At 71.6% G+C, this 24,905-nt stretch carries 19 protein-coding genes; 6 read left to right on the top strand and 13 right to left on the bottom strand.

Features of this window, described 5'->3' with window-relative positions; genetic code table 11:
• Window positions 1–71: 71 nt before the first annotated feature.
• A complete protein-coding gene (locus ACWGH0_RS02945; protein ID WP_453402342.1) occupies window positions 72–1,325 on the top strand; it encodes an amidase in 1,254 nt (417 codons plus the stop codon).
• A gap of 109 nt (window positions 1,326–1,434) precedes the next feature.
• Here the strand turns inward: ACWGH0_RS02945 and ACWGH0_RS02940 are convergent, their stop codons facing one another.
• Together ACWGH0_RS02940 and ACWGH0_RS02935 are read right to left on the bottom strand one after the other, a co-directional pair.
• The gene (locus ACWGH0_RS02940; protein ID WP_453402341.1) at window positions 1,435–2,523 is read right to left on the bottom strand and encodes a branched-chain amino acid aminotransferase; all 1,089 of its coding nucleotides are present in this window, start codon (window positions 2,521–2,523) and stop codon (window positions 1,435–1,437) included.
• Between the two features lie 223 nt (window positions 2,524–2,746).
• Window positions 2,747–3,790, bottom strand: coding sequence for a 3-isopropylmalate dehydrogenase (locus ACWGH0_RS02935; protein ID WP_453402340.1), 1,044 nt, complete (start codon window positions 3,788–3,790; stop codon window positions 2,747–2,749).
• A gap of 127 nt (window positions 3,791–3,917) precedes the next feature.
• On the opposite strand from ACWGH0_RS02935, the gene ACWGH0_RS02930 reads away from it, so the two are divergent.
• Window positions 3,918–5,498 (top strand): purple acid phosphatase family protein, encoded by a 1,581-nt coding sequence (locus ACWGH0_RS02930; RefSeq protein WP_453402339.1) that lies wholly within the window; start codon window positions 3,918–3,920, stop codon window positions 5,496–5,498.
• Between the two features lie 27 nt (window positions 5,499–5,525).
• Here the strand turns inward: ACWGH0_RS02930 and ACWGH0_RS02925 are convergent, their stop codons facing one another.
• From ACWGH0_RS02925 to ACWGH0_RS02915, 3 genes are all read right to left on the bottom strand, one after another.
• Window positions 5,526–5,651, bottom strand: a complete 126-nt coding sequence (locus ACWGH0_RS02925; RefSeq protein ID WP_453402338.1) for a hypothetical protein — start codon at window positions 5,649–5,651, stop codon at window positions 5,526–5,528.
• Between the two features lie 240 nt (window positions 5,652–5,891).
• Window positions 5,892–7,085: a GDSL-type esterase/lipase family protein gene (locus ACWGH0_RS02920; protein ID WP_453402337.1), complete on the bottom strand. Its 1,194-nt coding sequence runs from the start codon at window positions 7,083–7,085 to the stop codon at window positions 5,892–5,894.
• A gap of 250 nt (window positions 7,086–7,335) precedes the next feature.
• Window positions 7,336–7,869, bottom strand: coding sequence for a GNAT family N-acetyltransferase (locus tag ACWGH0_RS02915; protein ID WP_453402336.1), 534 nt, complete (start codon window positions 7,867–7,869; stop codon window positions 7,336–7,338).
• Between the two features lie 161 nt (window positions 7,870–8,030).
• Here ACWGH0_RS02915 and ACWGH0_RS02910 point away from each other — a divergent pair, with 161 nt between their 5' ends.
• Window positions 8,031–8,870: a DUF1206 domain-containing protein gene (locus ACWGH0_RS02910; RefSeq protein WP_453402335.1), complete on the top strand. Its 840-nt coding sequence runs from the start codon at window positions 8,031–8,033 to the stop codon at window positions 8,868–8,870.
• A gap of 90 nt (window positions 8,871–8,960) precedes the next feature.
• Here the strand turns inward: ACWGH0_RS02910 and pruA are convergent, their stop codons facing one another.
• Together pruA and ACWGH0_RS02900 are read right to left on the bottom strand one after the other, a co-directional pair.
• Entirely contained in the window at window positions 8,961–10,592 is a 1,632-nt protein-coding gene (pruA, locus tag ACWGH0_RS02905; protein ID WP_453402334.1) for an L-glutamate gamma-semialdehyde dehydrogenase, read from the bottom strand.
• A gap of 74 nt (window positions 10,593–10,666) precedes the next feature.
• The gene (locus tag ACWGH0_RS02900) at window positions 10,667–11,593 is read right to left on the bottom strand and encodes a proline dehydrogenase family protein (RefSeq protein WP_453402333.1); all 927 of its coding nucleotides are present in this window, start codon (window positions 11,591–11,593) and stop codon (window positions 10,667–10,669) included.
• Window positions 11,594–11,766: 173 nt separating this feature from the next.
• Between ACWGH0_RS02900 and ACWGH0_RS02895 the strand changes: the two genes are divergently transcribed.
• Together ACWGH0_RS02895 and ACWGH0_RS02890 are read left to right on the top strand one after the other, a co-directional pair.
• The gene (locus ACWGH0_RS02895; RefSeq protein ID WP_453402398.1) at window positions 11,767–12,912 is read left to right on the top strand and encodes a PucR family transcriptional regulator; all 1,146 of its coding nucleotides are present in this window, start codon (window positions 11,767–11,769) and stop codon (window positions 12,910–12,912) included.
• Window positions 12,913–13,191: 279 nt separating this feature from the next.
• The gene (locus tag ACWGH0_RS02890) at window positions 13,192–13,785 is read left to right on the top strand and encodes a peptidase inhibitor family I36 protein (protein WP_453402332.1); all 594 of its coding nucleotides are present in this window, start codon (window positions 13,192–13,194) and stop codon (window positions 13,783–13,785) included.
• A 183-nt stretch (window positions 13,786–13,968) separates the two neighbouring features.
• Here ACWGH0_RS02890 and serA read toward each other — a convergent pair whose 3' ends face one another.
• The 6 genes from serA to ACWGH0_RS02860 form a co-directional block, all read right to left on the bottom strand.
• On the bottom strand, window positions 13,969–15,561 hold the full coding sequence (gene serA, locus ACWGH0_RS02885; protein WP_453402331.1) for a phosphoglycerate dehydrogenase: 1,593 nt from the start codon (window positions 15,559–15,561) through the stop codon (window positions 13,969–13,971).
• A 238-nt stretch (window positions 15,562–15,799) separates the two neighbouring features.
• Window positions 15,800–16,801, bottom strand: a complete 1,002-nt coding sequence (gene ilvC, locus ACWGH0_RS02880; protein ID WP_453402330.1) for a ketol-acid reductoisomerase — start codon at window positions 16,799–16,801, stop codon at window positions 15,800–15,802.
• A gap of 99 nt (window positions 16,802–16,900) precedes the next feature.
• Window positions 16,901–17,428 carry an acetolactate synthase small subunit gene (ilvN, locus tag ACWGH0_RS02875; protein WP_138896396.1) on the bottom strand — a complete coding sequence of 176 codons (528 nt, stop codon included), beginning with the start codon at window positions 17,426–17,428 and terminating at the stop codon, window positions 16,901–16,903.
• 26 nt (window positions 17,429–17,454) lie between these two features.
• Window positions 17,455–19,314, bottom strand: a complete 1,860-nt coding sequence (locus tag ACWGH0_RS02870) for an acetolactate synthase large subunit (protein WP_453402329.1) — start codon at window positions 19,312–19,314, stop codon at window positions 17,455–17,457.
• A 221-nt stretch (window positions 19,315–19,535) separates the two neighbouring features.
• On the bottom strand, window positions 19,536–22,469 hold the full coding sequence (locus ACWGH0_RS02865) for a putative bifunctional diguanylate cyclase/phosphodiesterase (protein WP_453402328.1): 2,934 nt from the start codon (window positions 22,467–22,469) through the stop codon (window positions 19,536–19,538).
• A 365-nt stretch (window positions 22,470–22,834) separates the two neighbouring features.
• A complete protein-coding gene (locus ACWGH0_RS02860; protein WP_453402327.1) occupies window positions 22,835–23,773 on the bottom strand; it encodes a 2-hydroxyacid dehydrogenase in 939 nt (312 codons plus the stop codon).
• A gap of 75 nt (window positions 23,774–23,848) precedes the next feature.
• On the opposite strand from ACWGH0_RS02860, the gene ACWGH0_RS02855 reads away from it, so the two are divergent.
• Entirely contained in the window at window positions 23,849–24,841 is a 993-nt protein-coding gene (locus ACWGH0_RS02855) for an aldo/keto reductase (protein ID WP_453402326.1), read from the top strand.
• The last annotated feature ends 64 nt before the right edge of the window (window positions 24,842–24,905 follow it).

The raw sequence follows: 24,905 nt of genomic DNA, 5'->3' as shown, positions 1-24,905 counted from the left end.
TGAGGCCGGGAGCGGGAGCGGGGCGCCCGGTCCGCTCCCGGCGCCGGCCTCGCGCGCCTAACCTGCTGCGCATGGACAGCCACGGGCGCGACGCCGCCACCCTGACGGGCCGGATCGACCGACTGGACGCGCGCATCGGCGCGTTCGTACCCGAGCCGGACCGGGAGGGGAGGCTGGCGGCGGAGGCGTCGGCCGCCGCTGCCCGATGGCCCCACGCCGCCGCACGGCCGCCGCTGTACGGGGTCCCGGTCGGCGTCAAGGACATCGTGCACGCCGCGGGGCTGGACACGCGGGCCGGTTCCGCGCTGCCGGCCGAAGCGCTCGCGGGCGAAGAGGCCACAGTCGTACGCCGGTTGAAGGACGCCGGGGCCCTGGTCGCGGGCAAGACGGTGACCGCCGAGTTCGCCGTCCTGGCCCCCGGGCCGACCCGCAATCCGCATGACCCCGAGCACACGCCGGGCGGTTCCAGCAGCGGTTCGGCGGCGGCCGTCGCCGCGGGTGCGGTGCCGCTGGCGATAGGCACCCAGACGGTGGGCTCGATGATCCGCCCGGCCGCCTACTGCGGGGTGACCGGCTTCAAGCCGACGTACGGACGCATCCCCATGGACGGTGTGATCGCCAACGCCCCGTCCTTCGACACGCTGGGCGTGTACGCCGCCGACGTCGCCGGGGTCGCCCTGGCCGCCGCGGCGGTGTGCGACGACTGGCGGCCGGTCGCCCCGGGCGACGGCCTGCCGGTGCTCGGCATCCCGGCGGGACCCTACCTGCGGTGCGCCGGCGCCGAGGCGCTCGACGCGTTCGACGCGCACGTCGGCCTGCTGCGCGCGGCGGGTTTCGACGTCCGCCGGGTGCCCGTCATGGACGACTTCGAGCGGATCCGCGCCCAGCTGTTCACGATGAACCGCTACGAGGTCGCCCGGACCCACGCCGGGTGGTTCGCGGAATACGGCGCCCTGTACCGCCCCGAGACGGTGAGGGCCATCCGCGAGGGGCAGGCGGTCACGGCGCAGGAGTACGGGCGGGCGGTGCGGGAGCGCGAGGCCTTCCGGGACCGCATCGCGTCGGCGGCGAGCGCTCACGGCGTCGACCTGTGGGTCACCCCGGCCGCGACCGGCCCGGCGCCGCGCGGCCTCGCCACCACCGGCAGCTCGGTCATGTGCCTGCCCTGGAGCCACGCGGGGCTGCCGTCACTGTGCGTACGAACGCGCCGTACGGGCCGCCTGCCGATGGGCCTGCAACTGGTCGGCGGCCGGGGCGCGGACGAGCGGCTGCTGGCGTGGGCACCGGCGCTGGAGGCAGCGGTGGCGGAACCGGTCCTGGGGTGACCTGCTGGTCCGCCGGCCTTCACCGGATCCGGCCCGTCCGGCACGCTGACGCACGAGGCCGCGCCCGGCGAAGGTGCCGGGCGCGGCCCCGTGTGCGTGGCGGACGGGATCAGCCCAGTTCGTGGGTCCAGCCGTGGACGTCTTCGGCGGTGCCGGTCTGGATGGCGAGGAGCCGCTTGCGCAGCTCCATCGTGACCTTGCCCGGCTGCCCGTCGCCCTGGACCCACTCGGCGCCCTCGGACTTCACCGAACCGACGGGGGTGATCACCGCGGCGGTGCCGCAGGCGAAGACCTCGGTGAGCGTGCCGTTCTCCGTGTCGCGCCGCCACGCCTCCGTGGAGATCCGGCCCTCCTCCGCCTCGTAACCGAGGTCGCGGGCGAGCTGGAGCAGCGAGTCACGCGTGATGCCGGCGAGGAGGGAGCCGGTGAGGGCCGGGGTGACGATCTTGTCGCCGTACACGAAGTACAGGTTCATGCCGCCCATCTCCTCGACCCACTTGTGCTCCAGCGCGTCGAGCCAGACCACCTGGTCGCAGCCCTTCTCCGCCGCCTCGGCGAAGGCGAGCAGCGAGGCCGCGTAGTTGCCGCCGGTCTTGGCGAAGCCCATGCCGCCGGGGACGGCGCGCACGTAGTTCTCCGACAGCCAGACCGAGACCGGCTGCACGCCGCCGGGGAAGTACGCGCCGGCGGGCGACGCGATGACGATGAAGAGGTACTCGTTGGCCGGCCGCACGCCGAGCCCGACCTCGTTGGCGATCATGAACGGGCGCAGGTAGAGGGACTCCTCGCCACCGTGCGGCGGAACCCACGCCTTGTCCTGCTGGACCAGCGCGTCGCACGCCGCGATGAAGGTCTCGACCGGCAGCTCGGGCATCGCCAGCCGGCGCGCCGAGGTCTGGAAGCGCCTGGCGTTGGCGTCGGGGCGGAAGGTGGCCACCGAGCCGTCGGGGCGGCGGTACGCCTTCAGGCCCTCGAAGATCTCCTGCGCGTAGTGCAGGGTCATGTTGGCCGGGTCGATGGACAGCGGCGCGTACGGCACGAGCTGCGCGTCGTGCCAGCCACGGCCCTCGGTCCACCTGATCGTCACCATGTGGTCGGTGAAGTGGCGGCCGAATCCGGGGTTGGCCAGGATCGCCTCGCGCTCCGCGTCGGACAGCGGGTGCGAGGAGGGCTTGAGCTCGATCGTGGGCGTCGTCATGAGTGCGTGTCCTTCACCGTTTGTGTGTGGTGGACCGCGCTCACGCCTAGTAGGACGTCCGAGCTTCCCCTCATACCGCGGCCCCACGTTCGATTATCGCCCGTGGGAGCGCGTGCATGAAACGGCGTGTGATGCGGCCCGTGGTTGATGGTCCCACCCGGCCGCGGCAAAGCACAGCCGCCGGGTGTCTGCGACCCGGCGGCTGTGGGAGGAGTCCGTCGGGTCAGCCCGCTACGCGTACCGCGAGCGCGTCGCCGATCTCGTCCGTCGTACGGACCGTGCTGCCGTCGCGCTCCGCGAGGTCGGCGGAGACGGCCGCCTCGATGCGCCCGGCCTCGGTCTCGAAGCCGAGGTGGCGCAGGAGGAGGGCGACGGAGAGGATCGTGGCCGTCGGGTCGGCCTTGCCCTGACCCGCGATGTCGGGCGCGGAGCCGTGCACGGGCTCGAACATCGACGGGAAGGCGCCCGTCGGGTTGATGTTGCCGGAGGCCGCCAGGCCGATGCCGCCGGTCACGGCCGCGGCGAGGTCGGTGAGGATGTCGCCGAAGAGGTTGTCGGTGACGATGACGTCGAAGCGCTCCGGCTGCGTGACGAAGAAGATCGTCGCGGCGTCGACGTGCAGGTAGTCGGTGGTGACCTCGGGGTACTCCTGGCCGACCTTGTCGAAGATGTTCTTCCACATGTGGCCGGCGTACACGAGGACGTTGTTCTTGTGGACCAGCGTCAGCTTCTTGCGCGGGCGGGCGTTGGCGCGCTCGTACGCGTCACGGACGACGCGCTCGACGCCGTACGCCGTGTTGAGGCTGACCTCGGTCGCGACCTCGTGCTCCGTGCCGGTGCGGATGGAGCCGCCGTTGCCGGTGTACGGGCCTTCGGTGCCCTCGCGCACGACGACGAAGTCGATGTCGGGACGGCCGGCCAGCGGCGTGGCGGTGTTGGGGAACAGCTTCGACGGGCGCAGGTTGATGTAGTGGTCGAAGGCGAACCGCAGCTTGAGCAGCAGCCCGCGCTCCAGGACGCCGGACGGCACGGACGGGTCGCCGATCGCGCCGAGCAGGATGGCGTCGTGCTGCTTGAGGGAGTCGAGCTCCGCGTCCGGGAGGGTCTCTCCGGTGCGGTGCCAGCGCTGCGCGCCGAGGTCGTACTCCTTGGTCTGCAGCTTCACATCCTGCGGGAGGACGGCGTTGAGGACCTTGAGCCCCTGGGCCACGACCTCCTGGCCGATGCCGTCACCGGGGACCACTGCGAGATTGATGCTGCGAGACATGTCGGCACCCTACTCCCGCGTCCCAGCCTCTGACACCGGGCGTCCGCCATTCGGACGCACCTTCCCGACAGCTTCTGTTCACCCGCAGTACTGGCCGGAGTTGGCGGTTACTGGGAAGTTCGTTTCCATGGCCGACACCCCCCGCACCGGTATCCCCGAGCAGATCGCGCGCGGCATGAGCATGCCGGAGCAGCACGCGTACCTGCGGACGAGACTCTCCCGCCGACGGGTCATCGCCTCGTCCGCCGCCACCGTGGGCGGCGCCGCCCTGCTCGGCGGCGCGCAGCCGGCGTACTCCGCCGCAGCCCCCACCCTGCTTCCTGCCTCGGCCGCCGCACGCGTCGACGGGTCGCTCGTCGCGCCGTTCGGCCGCCATCTCGCCTTCGGCGCCGACCCGAAGACGCAGATGCGGATCTCGTGGCAGGTCCCCTTCGCGGTCAGGCGCCCGTTCGTACGCGTGGGTCTGCGGCCGTGGGAGCTGAGCCGGAAGATCGAGGCCGAGGTCCGCGCCCTGCACACGCCGTCGCTGTCCCGCAAGCTCCCCGCGGTCGACCAGTTCTACCTGCACGTGGGGCTGGACGGGCTGAAGCCGGGGACGACGTACTACTACGGGGTGGGGCACGACGGGTTCGACCCGGCCGACGCCTCGCACCCGGCGGGCCTTTCGTCGATCGGCTCGTTCCGCACCGCGCCCGCGCGACCGGAGAGCTTCGTCTTCACGGCCTTCGGCGACCAGGGCGTCAGCTACGACGCGCTCGCCAACGACCAGTTGATCCTCGGCCAGAACCCGTCGTTCCACCTGCACGCCGGCGACATCTGCTACGCGGACAGCAGCGGGCGCGGCCGGGAGTCGGACACCTACGACGCGCGCGTGTGGGACCAGTTCCTCGCGCAGACGGAGAGCGTGGCCTCCCGGGTGCCGTGGATGGTGACCACCGGCAACCACGACATGGAGGCCTGGTACTCCCCCAACGGCTACGGCGGCCAGTCCGCCCGCTGGTCGCTGCCGGACAACGGGCCCGACGCGGCGAACGCCCCCGGCGTCTACTCCTTCACGTACGGCAACGTCGGCGTCGTGGCGCTGGACGCGAACGACGTGTCGTACGAGATACCCGCCAACCGGGGCTACAGCGACGGGGCGCAGACCGCCTGGCTCGACAAGCGGCTCGGCGAGCTGCGGCGCCACGACGACATCGACTTCGTCGTCGTCTTCTTCCACCACTGCGCGTACTCGACGTCGACGCACGGCTCCGACGGCGGCGTCCGCGACGCGTGGCTGGCGCTCTTCACCAGGCACCAGGTCGACCTGGTGATCAACGGGCACAACCACGTGTACGAGCGGACCGACGCCATCCGGGGCGGCGAGGTCGGCAAGCCCGTACCGGTCGGCGCCTCGACCGACCCGACGCGGGACGGGATCGTGTACGTCACCGCCGGCGGTGCGGGCAAGGACCTGTACGGGTTCGGGCCGGGCGTGAAGGACAGCTACGAGGGCAACGTCCACGACCACGACCACATCGTCAGCTTCCACTGGACGAAGGCGCGGCTGCCCGACCCGGACACCGTCGAGTGGTCGCGGGTCCGCTACACCGGTTTCTCGTTCCTCGCCGTGGAGGCCGAGACCGGCGCCCGGCCGAGGCTGAAGGTCTCCGCGCTCGCCGAATCGGGCGAGCGCGTCGACCACTTCGAGATCCGGCGCGGCCGTTAGCCGGGCGCGGCGGGCGCCGCCGGCGGCTCAGTGGCCGGTGGCGCCGCCGTTGTCGCGGCGGTCCAGCGCCCGCTGGAGGGCGGCGGCCGCCTGCTCGCGGTCGGTGTCGTTGGAACGGGGGGTGTGGCGGACGCGGCGGGCGGTCTCGGCCATGGTGATCGACTCCTTGAGATCAGAATGATTTCAGGGCGCCGGAAGGGGCGGGGAGCAGGTGCCGCAGGGGTTACCTGCATGGGGCACGGGCTCGCGACCGCCGTTCGCTGATGGAGCGAGACGTTCGGCTCCCACCAAGCTAAGCGAGGCCGGAGCGCCTGTCTCCACAATTACTCGGACTTCCTACTATCTGAGACGCGATCATGGCCGCGCCCCCCGGGAGGCGCGGCCGTCACGTGGTCAGGAGGCCGTGAGGTACATCCTCGAAGCGTCCGCCCCCGCCGTGTTGCGGCAGGTGTAGGAGCTGCCCGTCGCCGCGTGGATCAGGGCCAGACAGCGGCCCTGGGCGAGCTGGCCGTAGTGGTTGGGGTGCATGGACTCCTGCACCGGCCCCTGCGTGGAGTCGCTGTCGATCCAGCGCGCCCACTCGCTGGCGGCGGCGGACGCCGGCTGGGAGGCGCTCACCAGCCTGCTCTGCCTGGCGCACACCTCACGCCCCTGGAGCAGGTCGCGCAGGTCCAGGAACTGCGCGCCCTTGGCGGCGGCCACACCCTTGAGACGGTTCGCGATCTGCGGCACGAGCGAGTCGCGCGCCCAGTCGGAGTCCTTGTTCCAGAACGGGCATCCCCCGGTGGAGACCCGGCTCCAGCCGCTCTCCGCGTAGCGGTTCTCGGCGGCCCTGGGGATAGGCGAGGGGTACGACTGGAGGACGATCCGGTAGGCCGAAGCGGCGTATCCCTGGGCGGACATCACCGCGCGGATCTCGTCGACGGCCTTGCCCACGCCGGCCATCGCCCGGTCGATCTTCGAGTCCACGACGGCCTGCTGGTCGTCGTGGCAGTAGGAGTACCAGACCATGTAGTCCGCGGCGCAGGTGGTGATGATGTCGGCGAAGCCGAGGTCGTTGCCGCCGACCGACAGCGCGACGACCTTCACGTCGTTCGCCGCGGCGATGCCCGCGAGCTGGTCGGCCTGCGGGGCCTCGCCCTTGTACGGGACTCCGCCGTTCGCGGCGCGGAAGACGTTCTGGGTGGTGGCCCCCGAGCAGGCGATGTTGATCAGCGCCTGGGTGGTGCCGGTGGCGCTGCGCACCTCGGCCGAGTCGGACCGGTGGCAGCCGTTCGCGGCCGTCGGACCGTACACGAGGGCCGGGTCGTAGCCGCTGCCCGTCCACGCGCGGTCGGTGCCGTCGCGGCTGCCGCTGTTGGTGAGGCTGTTGCCGCGCCAGCGGCCCGCCTCGCCCGAGATGTAGCTGTCGCCCATCGAGACGATCGCGGTCGGGCCGGCGCCGGGGCTCGCGGCCGAGGGAGCGGCCCCGGCCGTCAGTACGGCGCCGAACGCCAGGGGGAGGGCGAGCGCGGCAGCGGCGAGGCGCCGGGCGCGGTGACGGCCGCGGGTGGGTCTGGGCGTATTCGTGGAGCGGAATCCGGACACGGCGGAACTCCTGCGCTAAGCCGCTAGGGCGTATCAGTGAGGGAAGCCGCCGGCCGGTGGCATGCGGAAATCTGGCACGCCGCTGTTTGTTACCGCTAGGTACGTGCACGTTTCTTTTGCGTCACGGGGTGCCGGACGCGTACGTCGCCGGTGCCGGGCCGGGTACGTCAGGGGGGTGACGGGCACGTACGTCACCGGGTACCGGGCAGGCCCCCGCGCCGGCACGGCCCGCGCCCCCGAGGGCGTGCGCTCAGAGGAGGTCGCCGCCCCGCCAGTCGAACAGCAGGGTCTCGGCCGCGTCGGGGAGCCCGGTCACGGCCCGCAGGTACGTCGAGCCCTCCTCGTCCGGCAGCGGCACGGCGCCGTCCGGACCCAGCGCCGCGATCCGCCCCGGCCACACCGTCCACCCGCGTGCGGCGTAGAGCGCCGCCCCGTCGTCGGACGCCGACAGCGCGCCGAGCACGTACGCGCGGTCGATCACCCGCTCCAGCGCCTCCATCACCCGGTTCCCCAGCCCCTGCCTGCGGCGGTCCGCCCGTACGGCCACCCCTTCGACGTACCCCACGCGCAGCGACCTGCCGCCGTGCAGGACGCGGCGCTGCACGACGCTGCCGTGGGCGGCGAGGCCGCGCTCGTCGCGGACGACGGCGTGCACGCCGCCGACGGTGTGGTCCCAGTCGTCCTCGTCGAACTCGCCGTCGAAGGCGGCGTCCAGGAGGGCGCGGATCTCGTCGAGCGCGGCGGGTTCGAGGTCGGCGGTGTGGGCGGTGCGCACAGCATTCATGCGGGCACTCTCGCAGGGCCGCCGCCCAAGAGGGCGGGGCGGCGGCCGGAATCGGTCAGTCCACGTGCGCGCCGTCAGGGCCGCGCCGGCCCCGCCCGGCGCGGCCCGCAGGTTTCCGCGCCCGCTTCGGGGCACATGGACTGCGACGAAGGAGGCGAGACATGGGAGCTTGGGCACTGACCCGCCGCGGCAGGATCACCGCGCGCAGGGCTTCGGACAGTTCGGCCATGGAGGCGGCCGCGCGCTGGGGATTCGTGGCGCGCGGGGTGCTCTACCTGCTGGTCGGCGTGCTGGCCCTGCGCATCGCGCTGGGCGACGGCGAGCGGGAGGCGGACCGGGGCGGCGCGCTGGCGGAGGTGGCGGCGCAGCCGCTGGGCTCGCTCCTGCTGTGGGCGCTGGGCATCGCCCTGGTGGGCATGGCGCTGTGGCGGCTGTCGGAAGCCTGCTTCGGCGCGGCCGGTTCCGACGGCCACAAGGCCCGCAAGCGCCTGATGTCCCTGGCCCGCGGCCTGTTCTACGGCTTCGTGGCGTACAGCGTGCTGTCGTTCGCGGCGGGCGAGGGCGGCAGCGGCAGCGGATCGAGCGACCAGCAGTCGGAGGACGTGACGGCCCGCGCCCTCGAACTCCCGGCCGGGCAGTGGCTCGTGGGGATCGGCGGCCTGGCCATCGCGGTCACCGGCGTGTGGATCGCGGGCCGGGCGGCCCTGCGCAAGTACCACAAGCACCTGAAGGCACAGGCGCTGCGGGGCCGCACCCGGCGGGCCGTCGACACCACCGGCGTGGCCGGCGGCATCGCGCGTGGCGCGGTCTTCGCCGTGCTCGGCTGCTTCGCGGTCAAGGCGGCCGTCGACTACGAGCCCGACAGGGCCAAGGGCATCGACGACACCCTGCGCTCCTTCTCCGACACCCCGGCGGGCCCGTGGCTGCTGGCGCTCATAGCCGTCGGCCTGGCCATGTTCGGCCTGTTCTCCTTCGCCATGGCCCGCTGGCGCAAGATCTGAGGCCCGCTCACGGGACCGCCCCCGTCCGGCGTGGGGGCCGGGACGGGGGCGGGGTTCGCGTGGCGCGCGAGGGGGCGCGCGCCGGGCCGGTCAGCCCTGGTGCGGGTAGGTGTAGTCGGTCGGCGGGACCAGCGTCTCCTTGATGGCCCGGGTCAGGGTCCAGCGCTGGAGGTTCTGCGGGGCGCCGGCCTTGTCGTTGGTGCCGGACGCGCGGCCGCCGCCGAAGGGCTGCTGGCCGACGACGGCGCCGGTCGACTTGTCGTTGATGTAGAAGTTGCCCGCGGCGTAGCGCAGTTTGTCCATCGTGTACGCCGCCGCCGCGCGGTCGCGGGAGATGACGGCGCCGGTCAGCGCGTAGTCGGAGGCCGACTCCATCTGCTCCAGCATGGCGTCGTACTTCTCGTCCTCGTAGACGTGCACCGCGAGGATCGGACCGAAGTACTCGGTCGTGAAGACCTCGTTCGCCGGGTCCGTGCACGCGATGACCGTCGGGCGGACGAAGTAGCCGACCGAGTCGTCGTACGTGCCGCCCGCGACGATCGTGCAGGTCGGGTCGGCGGCGGCGCGGTCGATCGCGGCCTTGTTCTTGGCGAAGGAACGCTCGTCGATGACGGCGCCGATGAAGTTCGACAGGTCGGTGACGTCGCCCATGGTGATGGCGTCGACCTCGGCCGCGAACTCCTCCTTGAAGCCGTCGTTCCAGATGGAGGCCGGCACGTACGCCCGCGAGGACGCCGAGCACTTCTGGCCCTGGAACTCGAAGGAGCCCCGGGTCAGCGCGGTCTTGAGGACCGCGCGGTCGGCGCTCGGGTGCGCGACGACGAAGTCCTTGCCGCCCGTCTCGCCCACGAGACGCGGGTACGTGCGGTACTTCTCGATGTTGTTGCCGACCGTCTTCCACAGGTACTGGAAGGTCTTGGTGGAGCCGGTGAAGTGGATGCCGGCCAGGTCGCGGTGGTTGAGGGCGACCTCGGAGACCTCGATGCCGTCACCGGTGACCAGGTTGATGACGCCCTTGGGCAGCCCGGCCTCCTCCAGCAGCTGCATCAGCAGCACGGCTGCGTGCGTCTGCGTCGGGGAGGGCTTCCAGACCACGACGTTGCCCATGAGGGCGGGAGCGGTCGGCAGGTTGCCCGCGATGGCGGTGAAGTTGAAGGGCGTGATCGCGTAGACGAAACCTTCCAGCGGACGGTGGTCCAGCCGGTTCCACACGCCCGGGGAGTTCGCCGGCGGCTGCTCGGCGAGCAGGTCGCGGGCGTACTTGACGTTGAAGCGCCAGAAGTCGACGAGCTCGCACGGGGTGTCGATCTCGGCCTGCTGCACGGTCTTCGACTGGCCGAGCATGGTCGAGGCGGCCATCGTCTCGCGCCACGGGCCCGACAGCAGCTCGGCGGCGCGCAGGATGATCGCCGCGCGGTCGTCGAAGGACATCGCGCGCCACGCGGGAGCGGCGGCCAGGGCGGCGTCGATCGCGTCCCGCGCGTCCTGCTGCGTGGCGTGCGCGGCGGTGCCGAGGACGGCCTTGTGGTTGTGCGGCTGCACGACGTCGAACCGCTCGCCGCCGCCCATCCGCTTCTCGCCGTTGATCGTCATCGGGAGGTCGACGGGGTTCTCGGCAAGCTCCTTGAGCTTGGCTTCGAGACGCGCCCGCTCGGGCGAACCGGGGGCGTAGGTGTGCACCGGCTCGTTGACCGGGGCGGGGACCTGGGTCACAGCGTCCATGAGTTCCTTGACTCCTTGGTGAGGGGTGGAAGGGCTCGGCCCTTGGGTCAGCCTGGGTCAGTTCTTGGTGATCATCAGTTCTTGGTGATCATCGAGCGGACGAAGAAGAGCAGGTTGGCCGGCTTCTCCGCGAGGCGTCGCATGAAGTAGCCGTACCAGTCGGTGCCGTACGCGGTGTACACACGCATCCGGTGGCCCTCTGCCGCGAGCCGCACGTGCTCCTCGCTGCGGATCCCGTACAGCATCTGGAACTCGTACTCATCCAGTTTGCGCCCCGCGCGCCGGGCGAGCTCCTGGCTGACGGCGATCAGTCGCGGGTCGTGGGACCCGATCATCGGGTAGCCGTCGCCCGCCATGAGGATCTTCAGGATTCGCACGTACGCCTTGTCGATCTCGGCCTTGTCCTGGTACGCCACGGAGGCGGGCTCCTTGTAGGCGCCCTTGACGATGCGGACACGGCTGCCGGCCGCGGCCAGGCGGCGCGCGTCGTCCTCGGTGCGGAAGAGGTACGCCTGGATGACGCAGCCGGTCCGCGGGAAGTCCTTCCGCAGCTCCTCGTGGATGGCGAACATCGAGTCGAGGGTGGTGTGGTCCTCCGCGTCGAGCGTGACCGTGGTGCCGATCGCGGCGGCGGCCTCGACCACCGGGCGGACGTTGGCGAGCGCCAGCTCGTGCCCGCCCGCCAGCGCCTGGCCGAACATCGACAGCTTGACGGACATCTCGGCCCGCTCGCCGAGTCCCAGCCCCTTGAGGTGCTCGACGAGCTCCAGGTACGCGTCACGGGCGGCCATCGCCTGCTCGGGCGTGGTGATGTCCTCCCCCACGACGTCGAGCGTCACTTCCAGGCCCTTGTCGGCGGCGTCGCGGACGATCGGGACGACCTGCTCGACGGTCTCACCGGCGATGAACCGGCCGACGACCTGTTTGGTGCCCGGGGCCGCCGACACGAAACGGCGCATCTTGTCGCTGCGCGAGGCGGCGAGGATCACGGGACCCAGCACGGGGCACCTCCACGGATAAGGCTTGAAGGGGGCCGCGACCAGGGGAAAGTGTCACGGCACGGATGACCACCGTGAAATCTAAGGATCGCCCGGGCGTGCGGCCATCGACAGCTGTCACGCATCCGTGTCCCGTATCTCATACAGATGTCTGAAGGAATGCGAGAATGGGAAGCGTGAAAGGCGATTACCAGGACCTGGTCGACGAGATCTCGGCGCTGCTCGGCGCCCCGGCGACGCTGGAGGACCGCGATTTCCGGCTGATCGCGTTCGGCGCCCACGACAGCGGCAGCGGTTTCGACGAAACGACGCTGGACCCGGTCCGTACGCGCTCGATCCTGACCCGCCGCTCGACGGCCGAGGTCCGCGCCTGGTTCGAGAAGTTCGGCATCGCCACGGCCGAGGGCCCGGTGCACATCCCCGCCGACCCGGCGGCGGGCGTGCTGCGCGGCCGGCTCTGCCTTCCCGTACGCCACCGCGGCGTCGTCCACGGTTACGTCTGGCTCCTCGCCGGCGCCGAGGGCTCCCCGGGACCGGTGCCGGAGGCGGCGATGGCGGTCTGCGCCCGGATCGGCGACCTGCTGGCGGACGAGGCCCGCGCCCGCGCCGACCTCGGGCCCCACCTGCTGACCCTGCTCACCGCGGACTCGGCCGACGGCCGCTCCTCGGCGCTGGCCACGCTGGGTGCGGCGCTGGGCGACTCGGGGCCGTACGCCCTGCTGTGCGTCGCCCCGTGGACCGGGGACGTGCCGGGCGTGCGCAAGGTCCCGGGCGCGGCCGCGCTGTGCCTGCTTCCGGTGCCCGGCCCGGCGGGCCCGCGCCTCGCCGCCCTGGTCCGGATCCGTACGAAGGCCGACCTCTCCCCCGCCCACCGGGCGGCCGGGAGCCTGGTCGGCGGGCCCGGTCCGGTCGTCGGCATCGGCACCCCGGTCCCGGCGCTCGACGGCCTGCCGGGCGCGTGGCGCGAGGCGTCGGCCGCCGCCCGGGCCGCGCTGGCCCGGCCCCACCTCGGACCGGTCGCCGAGTGGTCGGGGATCGGCCCGTACCGTCTGCTGGCCGCGCTGCCCGACAGCGGTCCCGGGCACCCGGTGGACCCCGCCGTGCGCCCCCTGCTCGACCCCGCGCACGCCGAACTGGCCCGCACGGCGGAGGCGTTCCTGGACTGCGCCGGCCAGGCGGGCCGCACCGCGAGCGTCCTGAACATCCACCGCCAGACGCTCTACTACCGGCTGTCCCGCGTGGAGCAGCTCACCGGCCTCGACCTCCACGACGGCGAGGACCGGCTGCTGCTGCACATGTCCCTCAAGGCCGCCCGGCTGTAGCCGATCACGGGTTGACTCATTCCGGGCGGTGCGCGGCCCGGCCGGCGGGCCCGTCATAACGGGGCGCCCCCGCCCCCGTCCGGCCGCGCGATCCCGGGGACCGCGTCCCACCTGCGGCCCTCCGGGGGCCGCGGCGCCGCGGGCGCCCGGCCGCCGCACCCGCCGTCGCGCAAGGGGGCGTACGACCAGAAAGCCTCTGGAGGCGCACCGGTCGCGTCACTAGCGTGTGCGTCGCTCCGGAGAGACCGGAGCGACGTGAGCGAAGGGAACGCACCTCCCATGCGCAGAAGCACCAAGCTCGCCGTCACCGCCACCGCGACTGCCGTCGCGGTCGTGGGCCTGGCCGGCCCGACCTCCGCCTCCGCTCCGCTCGAAGCCCGGATCGCGTCCGAGGCGCGGCAGGCCGGCCTCAGCAAGAGCGAGGTCGCGGGACTCCAGAAGCAGATCGACGAACAGCTCGCCCGCACGCCCGGCGGCCGGCAGATCGGCGTCAACCAGGTCTCCTGGCGCGGCGGCAAGGCCGTCATGACGTTCCCGTTACCCGGCGAGAAGCGGGCCCGCGCCGTCAACGAGCCGGCCGGCGCGCTCGGCACACCGAACTGCAGCTACGCCTGGACGTGCCTGTACGAGCACTCCAACTTCGACGGCCGCCGGCTGACCTGGTCGGACTGCAACTTCGAGAACCTCGCCAACTGGGGCTTCAACGACAAGACGACGTCCTGGCACAACAACCAGACGCGTGGCACGCAGACGCACGTCTACAACTGGACGGGCAGCTCCTGGGCCCTGCTGTGGACGTCCACCGCCCCGTCGTCCAGCTCCAACGTCGGCAGCGCCAACAACGACAAGGCGGACGGCCTCTGGGTGTGCTGACCCCCGTCCGCCGATAGCCGGCCCGCGCCGCGCAGCCCCTTCCTTCGCCCCCCTGGCGGGGACGCGCGGACCGCCGGCCCCGCGCATCGGCGGTGACAGCACCGCGCCCGGGACGCGGACCGCTCGTACCTGTCGTACGAGCGGCCCTGCGTCCCGGGCACGGTGCCGAGCCGAGGGAGTGCGTCAGTCGGCCAGGTTCACGAAGCGGGCCGAGGAGGCGCCGATCTCCTCCGCGATCTCGGCCAGCACAGCGGCCGGGACCGTGTCGTCCACGGAGAGGACGGCCAGCGCCTCGCCACCCTGGTCGGCGCGCGACACCTGCATGCCCGCGATGTTCAGGCCGCCCTCGCCGAGGATGCGGCCGACCGTGCCGACGACACCGGGACGGTCCTGGTAGCGCAGGACGACCATGTGGTCGGCCAGCGTCAGGTCGATGTCGTGCTCGCCGATGCCGACGATCTTCTGGAGGTGCTTGGGACCCGACAGCGTGCCGGACACGGAGACCTCGTCGCCGCCGGAGAGCGTGCCGCGCACCGTGACGACGTTCTTGTGGTCCGGGGACTCCGAGCTCGTGGTCAGACGGACCTCGACGCCGCGCTCCTGCGCGAAGAGCGGCGCGTTGACGTAGCTCACCGTCTCGTCGACGACGTCCTCGAACACACCCTTGAGGGCGGACAGTTCGAGCACCTTGACGTCGTACTGCGTGATCTCGCCGCACACCTCGACGTCGAGCCGCACCGCGACCTCGCCAGCGAGCGCGGTGAACATCCGGCCGAGCTTCTCGGCGAGGGGCAGGCCGGGACGGACGTCCTCGGCGATGACGCCGCCCTGGACGTTGACCGCGTCCGGCACGAGCTCACCGGCGAGCGCCAGGCGCACGGACTTGGCGACCGCGATGCCCGCCTTCTCCTGGGCCTCGTCGGTGGAGGCGCCGAGGTGCGGGGTGCAGACGACCTGGTCGAGCTCGAACAGCGGGGAGTCCGTGCAGGGCTCCTTCGCGTACACGTCGAGGCCGGCACCGGCGACCCGGCCCTCCTTGAGGGCGGAGTACAGCGCCGCCTCGTCGACGATCCCGCCGCGCGCGGCGTTGACGATGCGCACGGTCGGCTTGACCTTGTGCAGCGCCTCGTCGCCGATCAGGCCGAGCGTCTCCGGCGTCTTGGGCAGGTGCACGGTGATGAAGTCGGCGACCTCCAGCAGCTCGTCGAGCGAGAGGAGCTTGACGCCCATCTGCGCGGCGCGCGCGGGCTGCACGTAGGGGTCGTACGCGACGATCTTCATGCCGAAGGCCGACATGCGCTGCGCGACCAGGACGCCGATGCGGCCGAGGCCGACGACGCCGAGGGTCTTCTCGCTCAGCTCGACGCCCGTGTACTTCGAGCGCTTCCACTCGCCGTTCTTGAGGGCGGTGTTGGCCTGCGGGATGTTGCGCGCGGTGGCGACGAGCAGGCCGCAGGCGAGCTCGGCGGCGGTGACGATGTTGGAGGTCGGCGCGTTGACGACCATGACGCCGGCCTTGGTGGCGGCGGAGACGTCGACGTTGTCCAGGCCGACGCCGGCACGGGCGACGACGCGCAGCTTCTTGGCGGCGGCGATGGCCTCGGCGTCGACCTTGGTGGCGGAGCGGACGAGGATCGCGTCCACGTCGGCGATGGCCGGCAGCAGCTCCGCCCGGTCGGCGCCGTTGCACTGCCGGATCTCGAAGTCCGGGCCCAGGGCGTCGACTGTGGCCGGCGACAGCTCTTCAGCGATGAGTACGACAGGTTTCGAGCTCACGTGAGTCCTCACTGGTCCTTTGCGGACGGCCGTCCCGACGGCCGCAGGCGGTGGAGGGGCTAGCCGCGTGGAAGACGCACGACGCTGTGGGCCTGACGCGTGTATGTAGGAAGCAGTCTAGTGGCGCGGGACTGTGGGTCTTCCGCCTCGGCGGAAGTATCACCCGTCCGTGGCTGGACGTTCTGTCCAGTTGTGCGCGAAGGGCCGCGGCGATACGCCGCGGCCCCCGCCCCGAGGCTTACGCCTCGTCGTTGTCGACCCAGCTCATGAGCTTGCGCAGCTCCTTGCCGGTGGTCTCCAGCAGGTGCTCGGAGTCCTGCGTCTTGTACTCGTTGTACTTCTTCAGACCGCCGTGGTACTCGTCCATCCAGTTCTTGGCGAACGTGCCGTCCTGGATCTCCGCGAGGACCTTCTTCATCTCGGCCTTGGTCTGGTCCGTGACGACGCGCGGGCCGGTGATGTAGTCGCCCCACTCGGCGGTCTCGGAGACCGACCAGCGCATCTTCTCCAGGCCGCCCTCGTACATGAGGTCCACGATCAGCTTCAGCTCGTGGAGGCACTCGAAGTACGCGATCTCCGGCTGGTAGCCGGCCTCGACCAGGGTCTCGAAGCCCGCCTTGACGAGCGCCGACGCACCGCCGCAGAGCACGGCCTGCTCACCGAACAGGTCGGTCTCGGTCTCCTCGGTGAAGGTCGTCTTGATGACGCCGGCGCGGGTGCCGCCGATGGCCTTGGCGTACGAGAGCGCCAGCGCGAAGGCGTTGCCCGTCGCGTCCTGCTCGACGGCGGCGATCGCCGGGACGCCGCGGCCTTCCTCGTACTGACGGCGGACCAGGTGGCCCGGGCCCTTGGGGGCGACGAGCGCGACGTCGACGCCGGCCGGGGCCTTGATGAAGCCGAAGCGGACGTTGAAGCCGTGCGCGAAGAACAGCGCGTCGCCGTCCTTGAGGTTGTCCTTGATGGACTCCTCGTAGACCTGCGCCTGGATCGGGTCCGGGATCAGGATCATGATGACGTCGGCCTCGGCGGCTGCCTCGGTCGGCGTGACCACGCGCAGGCCCTGCTCCTCGGCCTTCGCCTTGGACTTGGAGCCCTCGTGCAGACCGACACGGACGTCGACACCCGAGTCACGGAGCGACAGCGCGTGGGCGTGGCCCTGGCTGCCGTAACCGATCACCGCGACCTTGCGGCCCTGGATGATGGACAGGTCGGCATCGTCGTCGTAGAACAGCTCGGCCACTGGGATTCTCCTTGTGTGCTGGTTGTGCGTCCCACCGTACGGCGGGGAGCGAAATGTTGGATTGCGGGTCTCGCCATGCGAGCAGCGGGACCGGGGCGGTCAGGCCGAGCGGTCGAGGGCCCGCAGGCTGCGGTCGGTGATCGACCGGGAGCCGCGCCCTATGGCGATCGTGCCGGACTGGACGAGCTCCTTGATGCCGAACTGCTCCAGCATCTTGAGCATCGCTTCGAGCTTGTCGGCGCCGCCGGTCGCCTCGATGGTCACGGCCTCCGGGGAGACGTCGACCGTCTTCGCGCGGAACAGCTGGACGATCTCGACGATCTGCGAGCGGGTCTCGTTGTCGGCCCGCACCTTCACGAGGACGAGCTCGCGCTGGATCGCGGCGGCGGGTTCGAGTTCGACGATCTTCAGGACGTTGACGAGCTTGTTCAGCTGCTTCGTCACCTGTTCGAGCGGCAGGGCCTCGATCACGTTGACCACGATGGTGATGCGCGAGATCTCGGGGTGCTCGGTGGTGCCCACCGCGAGGGAGTCGATGTTGAACCCGCGGCGGGAGAACAGAGCCGTGATCCGCGCCAGGACGCCCGGCTTGTTCTCGACCAGGACGGAGAGGGTGTGCTTGGACATGGGCTTGAAGTCTCTCTCTCGTCTGCTCAGTCGTCTTCGTTGTCGCCGAAGTCGGGGCGCACCCCGCGGGCGGCCATGACCTCGTCGTTGGAGGTGCCGGCGGCCACCATCGGCCAGACCATGGCGTCCTCGTGCACGATGAAGTCGACCACGACCGGGCGGTCGTTGATGGCGTTGGCCTCGGCGATGACCTTGTCGAGTTCGGCCGGGTCCTCGCAGCGGATCGCGTGGCAGCCCATGGCCTCGGACAGCTTCACGAAGTCCGGGATCCGGGTGCCGGCGCTCGGCTGCCTGCCGTCGGCGTCGGGCCCGCTGTGCAGCACGGTGTTGGAGTAGCGCTGGTTGTAGAACAGGGTCTGCCACTGGCGGACCATCCCGAGCGCGCCGTTGTTGATGACGGCGACCTTGATCGGGATGTTGTTGAGCGCGCAGGTCGTCAGTTCCTGGTTGGTCATCTGGAAGCAGCCGTCGCCGTCGATGGCCCAGACCGTACGGTCCGGCATGCCGGCCTTGGCGCCCATGGCGGCCGGGACGGCGTAGCCCATCGTGCCCGCGCCGCCGGAGTTCAGCCAGGTGGCGGGCTGCTCGTACTGGATGAAGTGCGAGGCCCACATCTGGTGCTGGCCGACGCCCGCGGCGTAGATGGTGCCCTCGGGGGCGAGCTGGCCGATGCGCTGGATGACCTGCTGCGGGGACAGCTGGCCGTTCTCGGGCAGGTCGTAGCCGAGCGGGTAGGTGTCGCGCCAGCGGTTGAGGTCGTTCCACCACGCGGCGTAGTCGCCGGTGTTGCCCTCGGTGTGCTCGGCCTGGACGGCCTGGACGAGGTCGGCGATGACCTCGCGGGCGTCACCGACGATCGGCACGTCCGCGGCCCGGTTCTTGCCGATCTCGGCCGGGTCGATGTCGGCGTGGACGATCTTGGCGTACGGCGCGAAGCTGTCCAGCTTGCCGGTCACGCGGTCGTCGAAGCGGGCGCCGAGGGCGACGATCAGGTCGGCCCGCTGGAGCGCGGTGACGGCGGTGACCGCACCGTGCATGCCCGGCATTCCCACGTGCAGCGGGTGGCTGTCGGGGAAGGAGCCCAGCGCCATCAGGGTGGTGGTGACGGGGGCGCCGGTGAGCTCGGCGAGGACCTTGAGCTCGGCGGTCGCGCCGGCCTTCATGACGCCGCCGCCGACGTACAGGACCGGACGCTTGGCCTGGACGATCAGCTTGGCGGCCTCGCGGATCTGCTTGGCGTGCGGCTTGGTGACCGGGCGGTAGCCGGGCAGGTCCTGGCTGGGCGGCCAGCTGAACGTGGTTTTTGCCTGGAGGGCGTCCTTGGCGATGTCGACCAGGACGGGGCCCGGGCGCCCCGTCGAGGCGATGTGGAACGCCTCGGCGATGGTGCGCGGGATGTCCTCGGCCTTGGTGACGAGGAAGTTGTGCTTCGTGATCGGCATCGTGATGCCCACGATGTCCGCCTCCTGGAAGGCGTCCGTGCCGATCGCCTTGGAGGCGACCTGGCCGGTGATCGCGACCATGGGGACGGAGTCCATGTGAGCGTCGGCGATCGGCGTGACCAGGTTCGTGGCGCCGGGCCCCGAAGTGGCCATGCACACGCCGACCTTGCCGGTGGCCTGCGCGTAGCCGGTCGCCGCGTGGCCGGCGCCCTGCTCGTGGCGGACCAGGACGTGGCGGACCTTCTTGGAGTCCATCAGCGGGTCGTACGCCGGCAGGATGGCGCCGCCGGGAATGCCGAATACCGTGTCGGCCCCCACTTCCTCGAGGGAGCGGATGAGCGACTGGGCGCCCGTCACGTGCTCGACAGTGGTGGCGTGGGTTCCGCCGTTGCGGGGCCGCGGCTGCGGATGGTGGGCCCCGGAGGCCTGCTCGGTCATCGGCATTCTCTTCTCGAAGCTGAGGGTGTGAAGCTGAGATGTTTTTGCGGTGGTTTGCGTAGTGCCAGTGCAACAAAAAACCCCCCGTGCCGTGAGGCAAGCGAGGGGAGCGCGCCGGTGCGGGTTGCAGAGCTGCATGTGCGTGCTCTGCTTCAGCCGACGCGCTTTCCAAGTACGAGAATTCGGGTGCGCATGGCACTGACCCTCCCTCCGGCGGCCAGTGCCTGTCAAGTAGGTGGGACAGGCGTCTCACTATTTGAGCGCATTGGAGGGTGTGTGATCGTTTCGCTTCCGTTCGCGCCCACATGACGTACGGGAAGTGATCCACCCGAGCCGCCGGCGAGCACCGGCAGGGCCTCTTCGCCCGGCAGGGGGAACTCTCCGCGCACCAGCGCCCGCCGCAGCCGGTACTCGTCCAGCGGCCCGGAGAAGGCCATTCCCTGCCCGTGGGTGCACCCCATGGCGCGCAGGGCGGTCACCTGCTCCGGCAGGTCGACGCCGTCGGCCACGGACTGCATCCCGAGGTCGCAGGCGATCCGCAGCAGCCCGCTGGTGATCTTGTGCAGCCGGGCCGACTCCACGACGCCCTCGACCAGCTCCCGGTCCAGTTTCAGTACGTCGATGGGGAGCCGGCGCAGCGCGTTGATGGCGGCGTACCCGCTGCCGAACCCGTCCAGCGCGATCCGGACGCCGAGCCGCCGCAGCGCCACCAGGCGCCGTTCCAGCTCGTCGAACGAGATCCGCGGGTCGCTGTCGGCCAGCTCGATGATCAGCGAACCGGAGGGCAGGCCGTGCCGGGTGAGCAATGCCTCGACGGACCCCAGCGGCACGGGCTTGTCCACCAGCCGGCGGGCGTCGAGCCGGACCGTCACGGGCACCTCGTGGCCCGCCCGGTAGCGCTCGGCGGCCTGCTCGACCGCCTCTTCGAGCAGCCACCGGCCGAGCTCGGCCATGCGGGGGCCCTCCTGGGCCTCGCCCCTGTCGGCCACCCGCAGGAACTCGGCGGGCGTGAAGAGGATGCCCTGGGTCGACCGCCAGCGGGCCTGGGCGGCGACCGAGACCACCTGGCCGGTGGTCAGGCTCACCACCGGCTGGTGGAGCAGCGCGAACTCGCCCTCGTGGAGCGCGGTGCGCAGCCGGGTGGCCAGCTCCGTCCTGCGGACGACGTCGGCCTGCATCTGGGGCGCGTACAGCTCGACACGGTCCTTGCCGCCCGCCTTGGCCCGGTACATCGCGAGGTCGGCGTTGCGCATGAGGTCGGTGGGGCTGATGCCGGGCTCGGCGAAGGCGACGCCGATGGACGCGGCGACGCGTACGTCGTTGCCCCCGATCCGGTACGGCTGGGAGAGCGTGAGCCGCAGCCGGTCGGCGATCTCGTGGACCTGGCACTCGCGTGCGGCCTGGTCCTTGGAGCCCTCGCCGACGATCAGGGCGGCGAACTCGTCGCCGCCGAGCCGGGCCGCGGTGTCGCCCGCCCGTACGGAGTCCTGGAGGCGGCGGGCGGCCTGGATGAGCAGCTCGTCGCCGGCCTGGTGGCCGATGGTGTCGTTGACGGCCTTGAAGCCGTCGAGGTCGATGAAGAGCACGGCCGTGCCGGGGTCGCCGACGCGGCGGCCGCTCAGCGCCTGGCGGACGCGCGCGGTGAACAGGGCCCGGTTGGGCAGGTCGGTGAGCGGGTCGTGCTCGGCGTTGTGCTGGAGCTGGGCCTGGAGCCGGACCCGTTCGGTCACGTCCCGGCTGTTGAAGATCAGGCCGCCCTGGTGCCGGTTGACGGTGGACTCGACGTTGAGCCACTCCCCCGTCCCTGACTTGAAGCGGCATTCGATGCGGGTGGTCGGCTCCTCGGCCGGCGGGGCGGCCAGGAAGCGGCGTACTTCGTGGACGACCCGCCCCAGGTCCTCCGCGTGGATCAGCGAGGCGAGCTCCGATCCGATCAGCTCCTCGGCGTCGCGTCCGTAGACGCCGGACGCGGCGGGGCTGACGTACCGCAATATGCCGGTGGGTGCGGCGATCATGATGACGTCGCTCGATCCCTGCACCAGGGAGCGGAAGTGGTTCTCCTTCTGCGCCAGTTCCTGGGTGAGGGAGATGTTGTCGACGAGCATGATGCCCTGGCGTACGACCAGGGCCAGTACGACCGTGCAGCCGGTGAAGACGACGACCCGGTCCACGCGGCGACCGTCGACGACGTTGTAGAGGATGCCGAGCGTGCAGACGGCGGCGGCGAGGTACGGCGTCAGCGCGGCCAGTGAGCCGCCGATGGGGCGCCTGCTCGGAGCGCGGCCGGCCGGACCGCGGCTGACCGGACCGCGGGCGGCCGGATGACGGCCGCCCCGGTGGTACGGAGCGCCCTCCCTCCACTGCTCCGCCCGCCGCGCGCCCCACGGCGCGTAAGCGAGGAGCAGCGAGCCGGCGAACCAGCCCGCGTCGAGGAGCTGGCCCGAGCGGTAGCTCTCGCGCAGCAGGGGCGAGGTGAACAGCGCGTCGCACAGGACGGTGGTGGCGAGGGCCGCGATCGCCGTGTTGATCGCCGTGCGGTTGGCGTTGGAGCGCCGGAAGTGCAGCGCGAGCACCATGCTGACCAGCGCGATGTCGAGCAGCGGGTAGGCGAGGGAGAGCGCCGCGTGGGCCGTGCTCTCGGCCTCGAAGTGCGCGGTGTGGGCGAGGGCCAGGCTCCAGGAGAGCGTGAGCAGCGAACCGCCGATGAGCCAGGAGTCGAGCGCCAGGCAGACCCAGCCGGCACGCGTGACGGGGCGCTTGGCGAGGACCAGCAGGCCGACGATGGCGGGCGGTCCGAAGCAGAGGAAGAAGAGGTCGGCGAAGGAGGGGGAGGGCACCTCGCGGCCGAGCACCACCTCGTACCAGCCCCACACCGCGTTCCCGCAGGCCGCCATCGCGGAGGAGACGGAGAACAGCAGCCAGGCGGGCCGGAAGCGGCTCTCACGCGCGCGTGCGTACAGGAAGCAGGAGACCGCGGCGACCGCCGCGGCGACCGCGAGGCCGAAGTCGCCCATGATCAGCGCCACTTGCGCGGAGCCCCAGCCGAGAGCCGAACCGACGGCGTAGGCCCCGCAGACCAGCGCCAGGCCGAGCTGCGAGATCAGGCCGCCCCCGCCGCCGGGCACCTGCTGCCGGGCGAGAAGCGCTCCCGGCGCACTCACCGGGCCGCCCTGGGGCGGGGCGCTCCGGGCGCCGGGGGGACGGGGACGAGTCGCCGGTCCTGGCCGCACCCCGGGCCCCGGTGACGGCTCCGGTCGCGCCGATCGTGCGGAGGTCGCCGCCGGTGGCCCCGCCGCGTCGGAACCTTGGTCCATTCGCCGTGCATCGCCCGTCGCCCCCCTCACAGTCCGGTCGCTCCCCAGCGCCGTGATAATGCGCGGCGCAGCCCCTTGGTCCGGACGATACACCAATTCCGTCACTCAGGGACATACTCCCTCTACTCTCCGTGACCAGCCGGAACCGTGATCGGCACGCCGCGCATTCGAGTGGCTTCGGAGTGTGTCCGTTCTTGATCCGGGCAAACCTTTCAGGATGTGGTGAGGACGATGTTGCGCAGGGGTTCTCCCGCGGCGAAGCGGGTGAGCTGGTCCGCCATCAGGCGCTTCGCGCGCGGCATGAACGCCGACGTACTGCCGCCCACGTGAGGGCTGATGAGGCAGCCGGGCGCGTGCCACAGCGGGTGGCCTGCGGGCAGCGGCTCCGGGTCGGTGACGTCCAGGGCGGCGCGCAGGCGGCCCGTTTCGAGCTCGGCGAGCAGCGCCTTGGTGTCGACGACGGGCCCGCGCGAGACGTTGACCAGCAGCGCTCCGTCCTTCATGCGGGCCAGGAAGTCGGCGTTCACCAGACCCTGGGTCGCCTCGGTCAGAGGGGTGGAGAGGATCACCACATCGGCGGAGGGCAGCAGTCCGGGCAGGTCGGTCAGTGGATGCACCGGCCCGCGCTCCGTTGTACGGGCAGAGCGCGCGACGCGCGCCACCCGCGCACACTCGAAGGGCGTGAGCCGGTCCTCGATGGCCGCGCCGATCGAGCCGTACCCGACGACGAGGACGGACTTGTCGGCCAGCGCAGGGTAGAAACCGGCCCGCCACTCCTCCTTGTCCTGGCCGTGCACGAAGCCCGGGATGCCCCGCAGCGAGGCCAGGACGAGCGCGAGCGTCAGCTCCGCGGTGCTGGCCTCGTGGACGCCCCGGGCGTTGCACAGGCGCACCCCGGGGTGCAGGTCCGCCAAGCCGGGCTCGACGTGGTCGATGCCGGCGGAGAGCGTCTGGACCGCGCGTACGGACGTCATGGCGGCGAGCGGCCGGACCGCGATCTCGGGGCCCTTCATGTACGGCACGACATAGAAGGCGCAGTCGGCGGGATCGGCGGGAAAGTCCTGGCCACCGTCCCAGAAGCGGTAGGTGAAGGCCTCCGGCAGCCCTGGTATCTCGGCGGCGGGAACGGGGAGCCACACGTCTGAAGTCATGGTCAGGAGGCTATGCGAAGGGCGGCGGAAGGCAGAGGTTAGTTTGGGGAGCGGCAGAGGGAGGGGTACGGGGAGTTGGAGCGCAGGACAATCGGTGCGGCGGCGCTCGAAGTGGGCGCGATCGGACTCGGGTGCATGCCGATGAGCTGGGCCTACACCGGCTCTCAGCAGCGCGGGGACCGGTCGCTGCGTACCGTGCACGCGGCGCTCGACGCGGGGTCCAGTCTGCTCGACACGGCCGACATGTACGGGCCCTTCACCAATGAGCTGCTGCTGGGGCGGGTGCTCAAGGAGCGGCGCGCCGATGCCTTCGTCTCGACCAAGTGCGGGCTGCTCGTCGGCGATCAGCACATCGTCGCCAACGGGCGCCCGGGGTACGTGCGGCGGGCCTGTGACGCCTCGCTGCGGCGGTTGCAGACCGATGTGATCGACCTCTACCAGTTGCACCGGCCCGATCCGGAGGTGCCGGTCGAGGAGACCTGGGGCGCCATGGCCGATCTCGTGCGGGCCGGGAAGGTACGGGCGCTGGGGGTGTGCGCGGTGGGGGCCAGGGCGGCACGCAGGTCCGGGGGGCGCATGCATGACGAAACGATTCGCCAACTGGAACGGGTGCAGCAGGTCTTTCCGGTGAGCGCGGTGGAGGCCGAGCTCTCGGTGTGGTCGCCGGAGGCGCTGACGGGGCTGCTGCCGTGGTGCGAGGCGCGGGGTGTCGGCTTCCTCGCGGCCATGCCGCTGGGCAACGGCTTCCTGACCGGGACGCTCAAGCCGGGGCAGGGCTTCGAGCCGGACGACGTACGGGCCAGGCATCCGCGCTTCACCGCGGAGATGATGGCGGCGAACCAGCCGGTGGTCGCCGGGCTGCGGAGGGTCGCCGAGCGCCACGGCGCGACGCCGGCTCAGGTGGCGCTGGCGTGGGTGCTGGGGCGGGGTCGCCAGGTGGTGCCGGTGCCGGGGACCAAGCGCGAGCGGTGGGCGGTGCAGAACGCCGGGGCGGCGGCGCTGCGGCTGACCTCCGAGGACATGGCGGAGATCGCGGCGCTGCCGCCGGCGCGGGGCTCGTGGGACTGACGGGGGCTGGGGGCGGCGCGGAGGCTGGGGCGGCTTGCGGGCGGGGGGTCTTGGGGCTGATGGG

It is taken from the genome of Streptomyces sp. NPDC054887, assembly GCF_053610585.1.
Note: the sequence above shows the minus strand (reverse complement) of the source record. Positions and strands in the feature narration are given on the sequence as shown.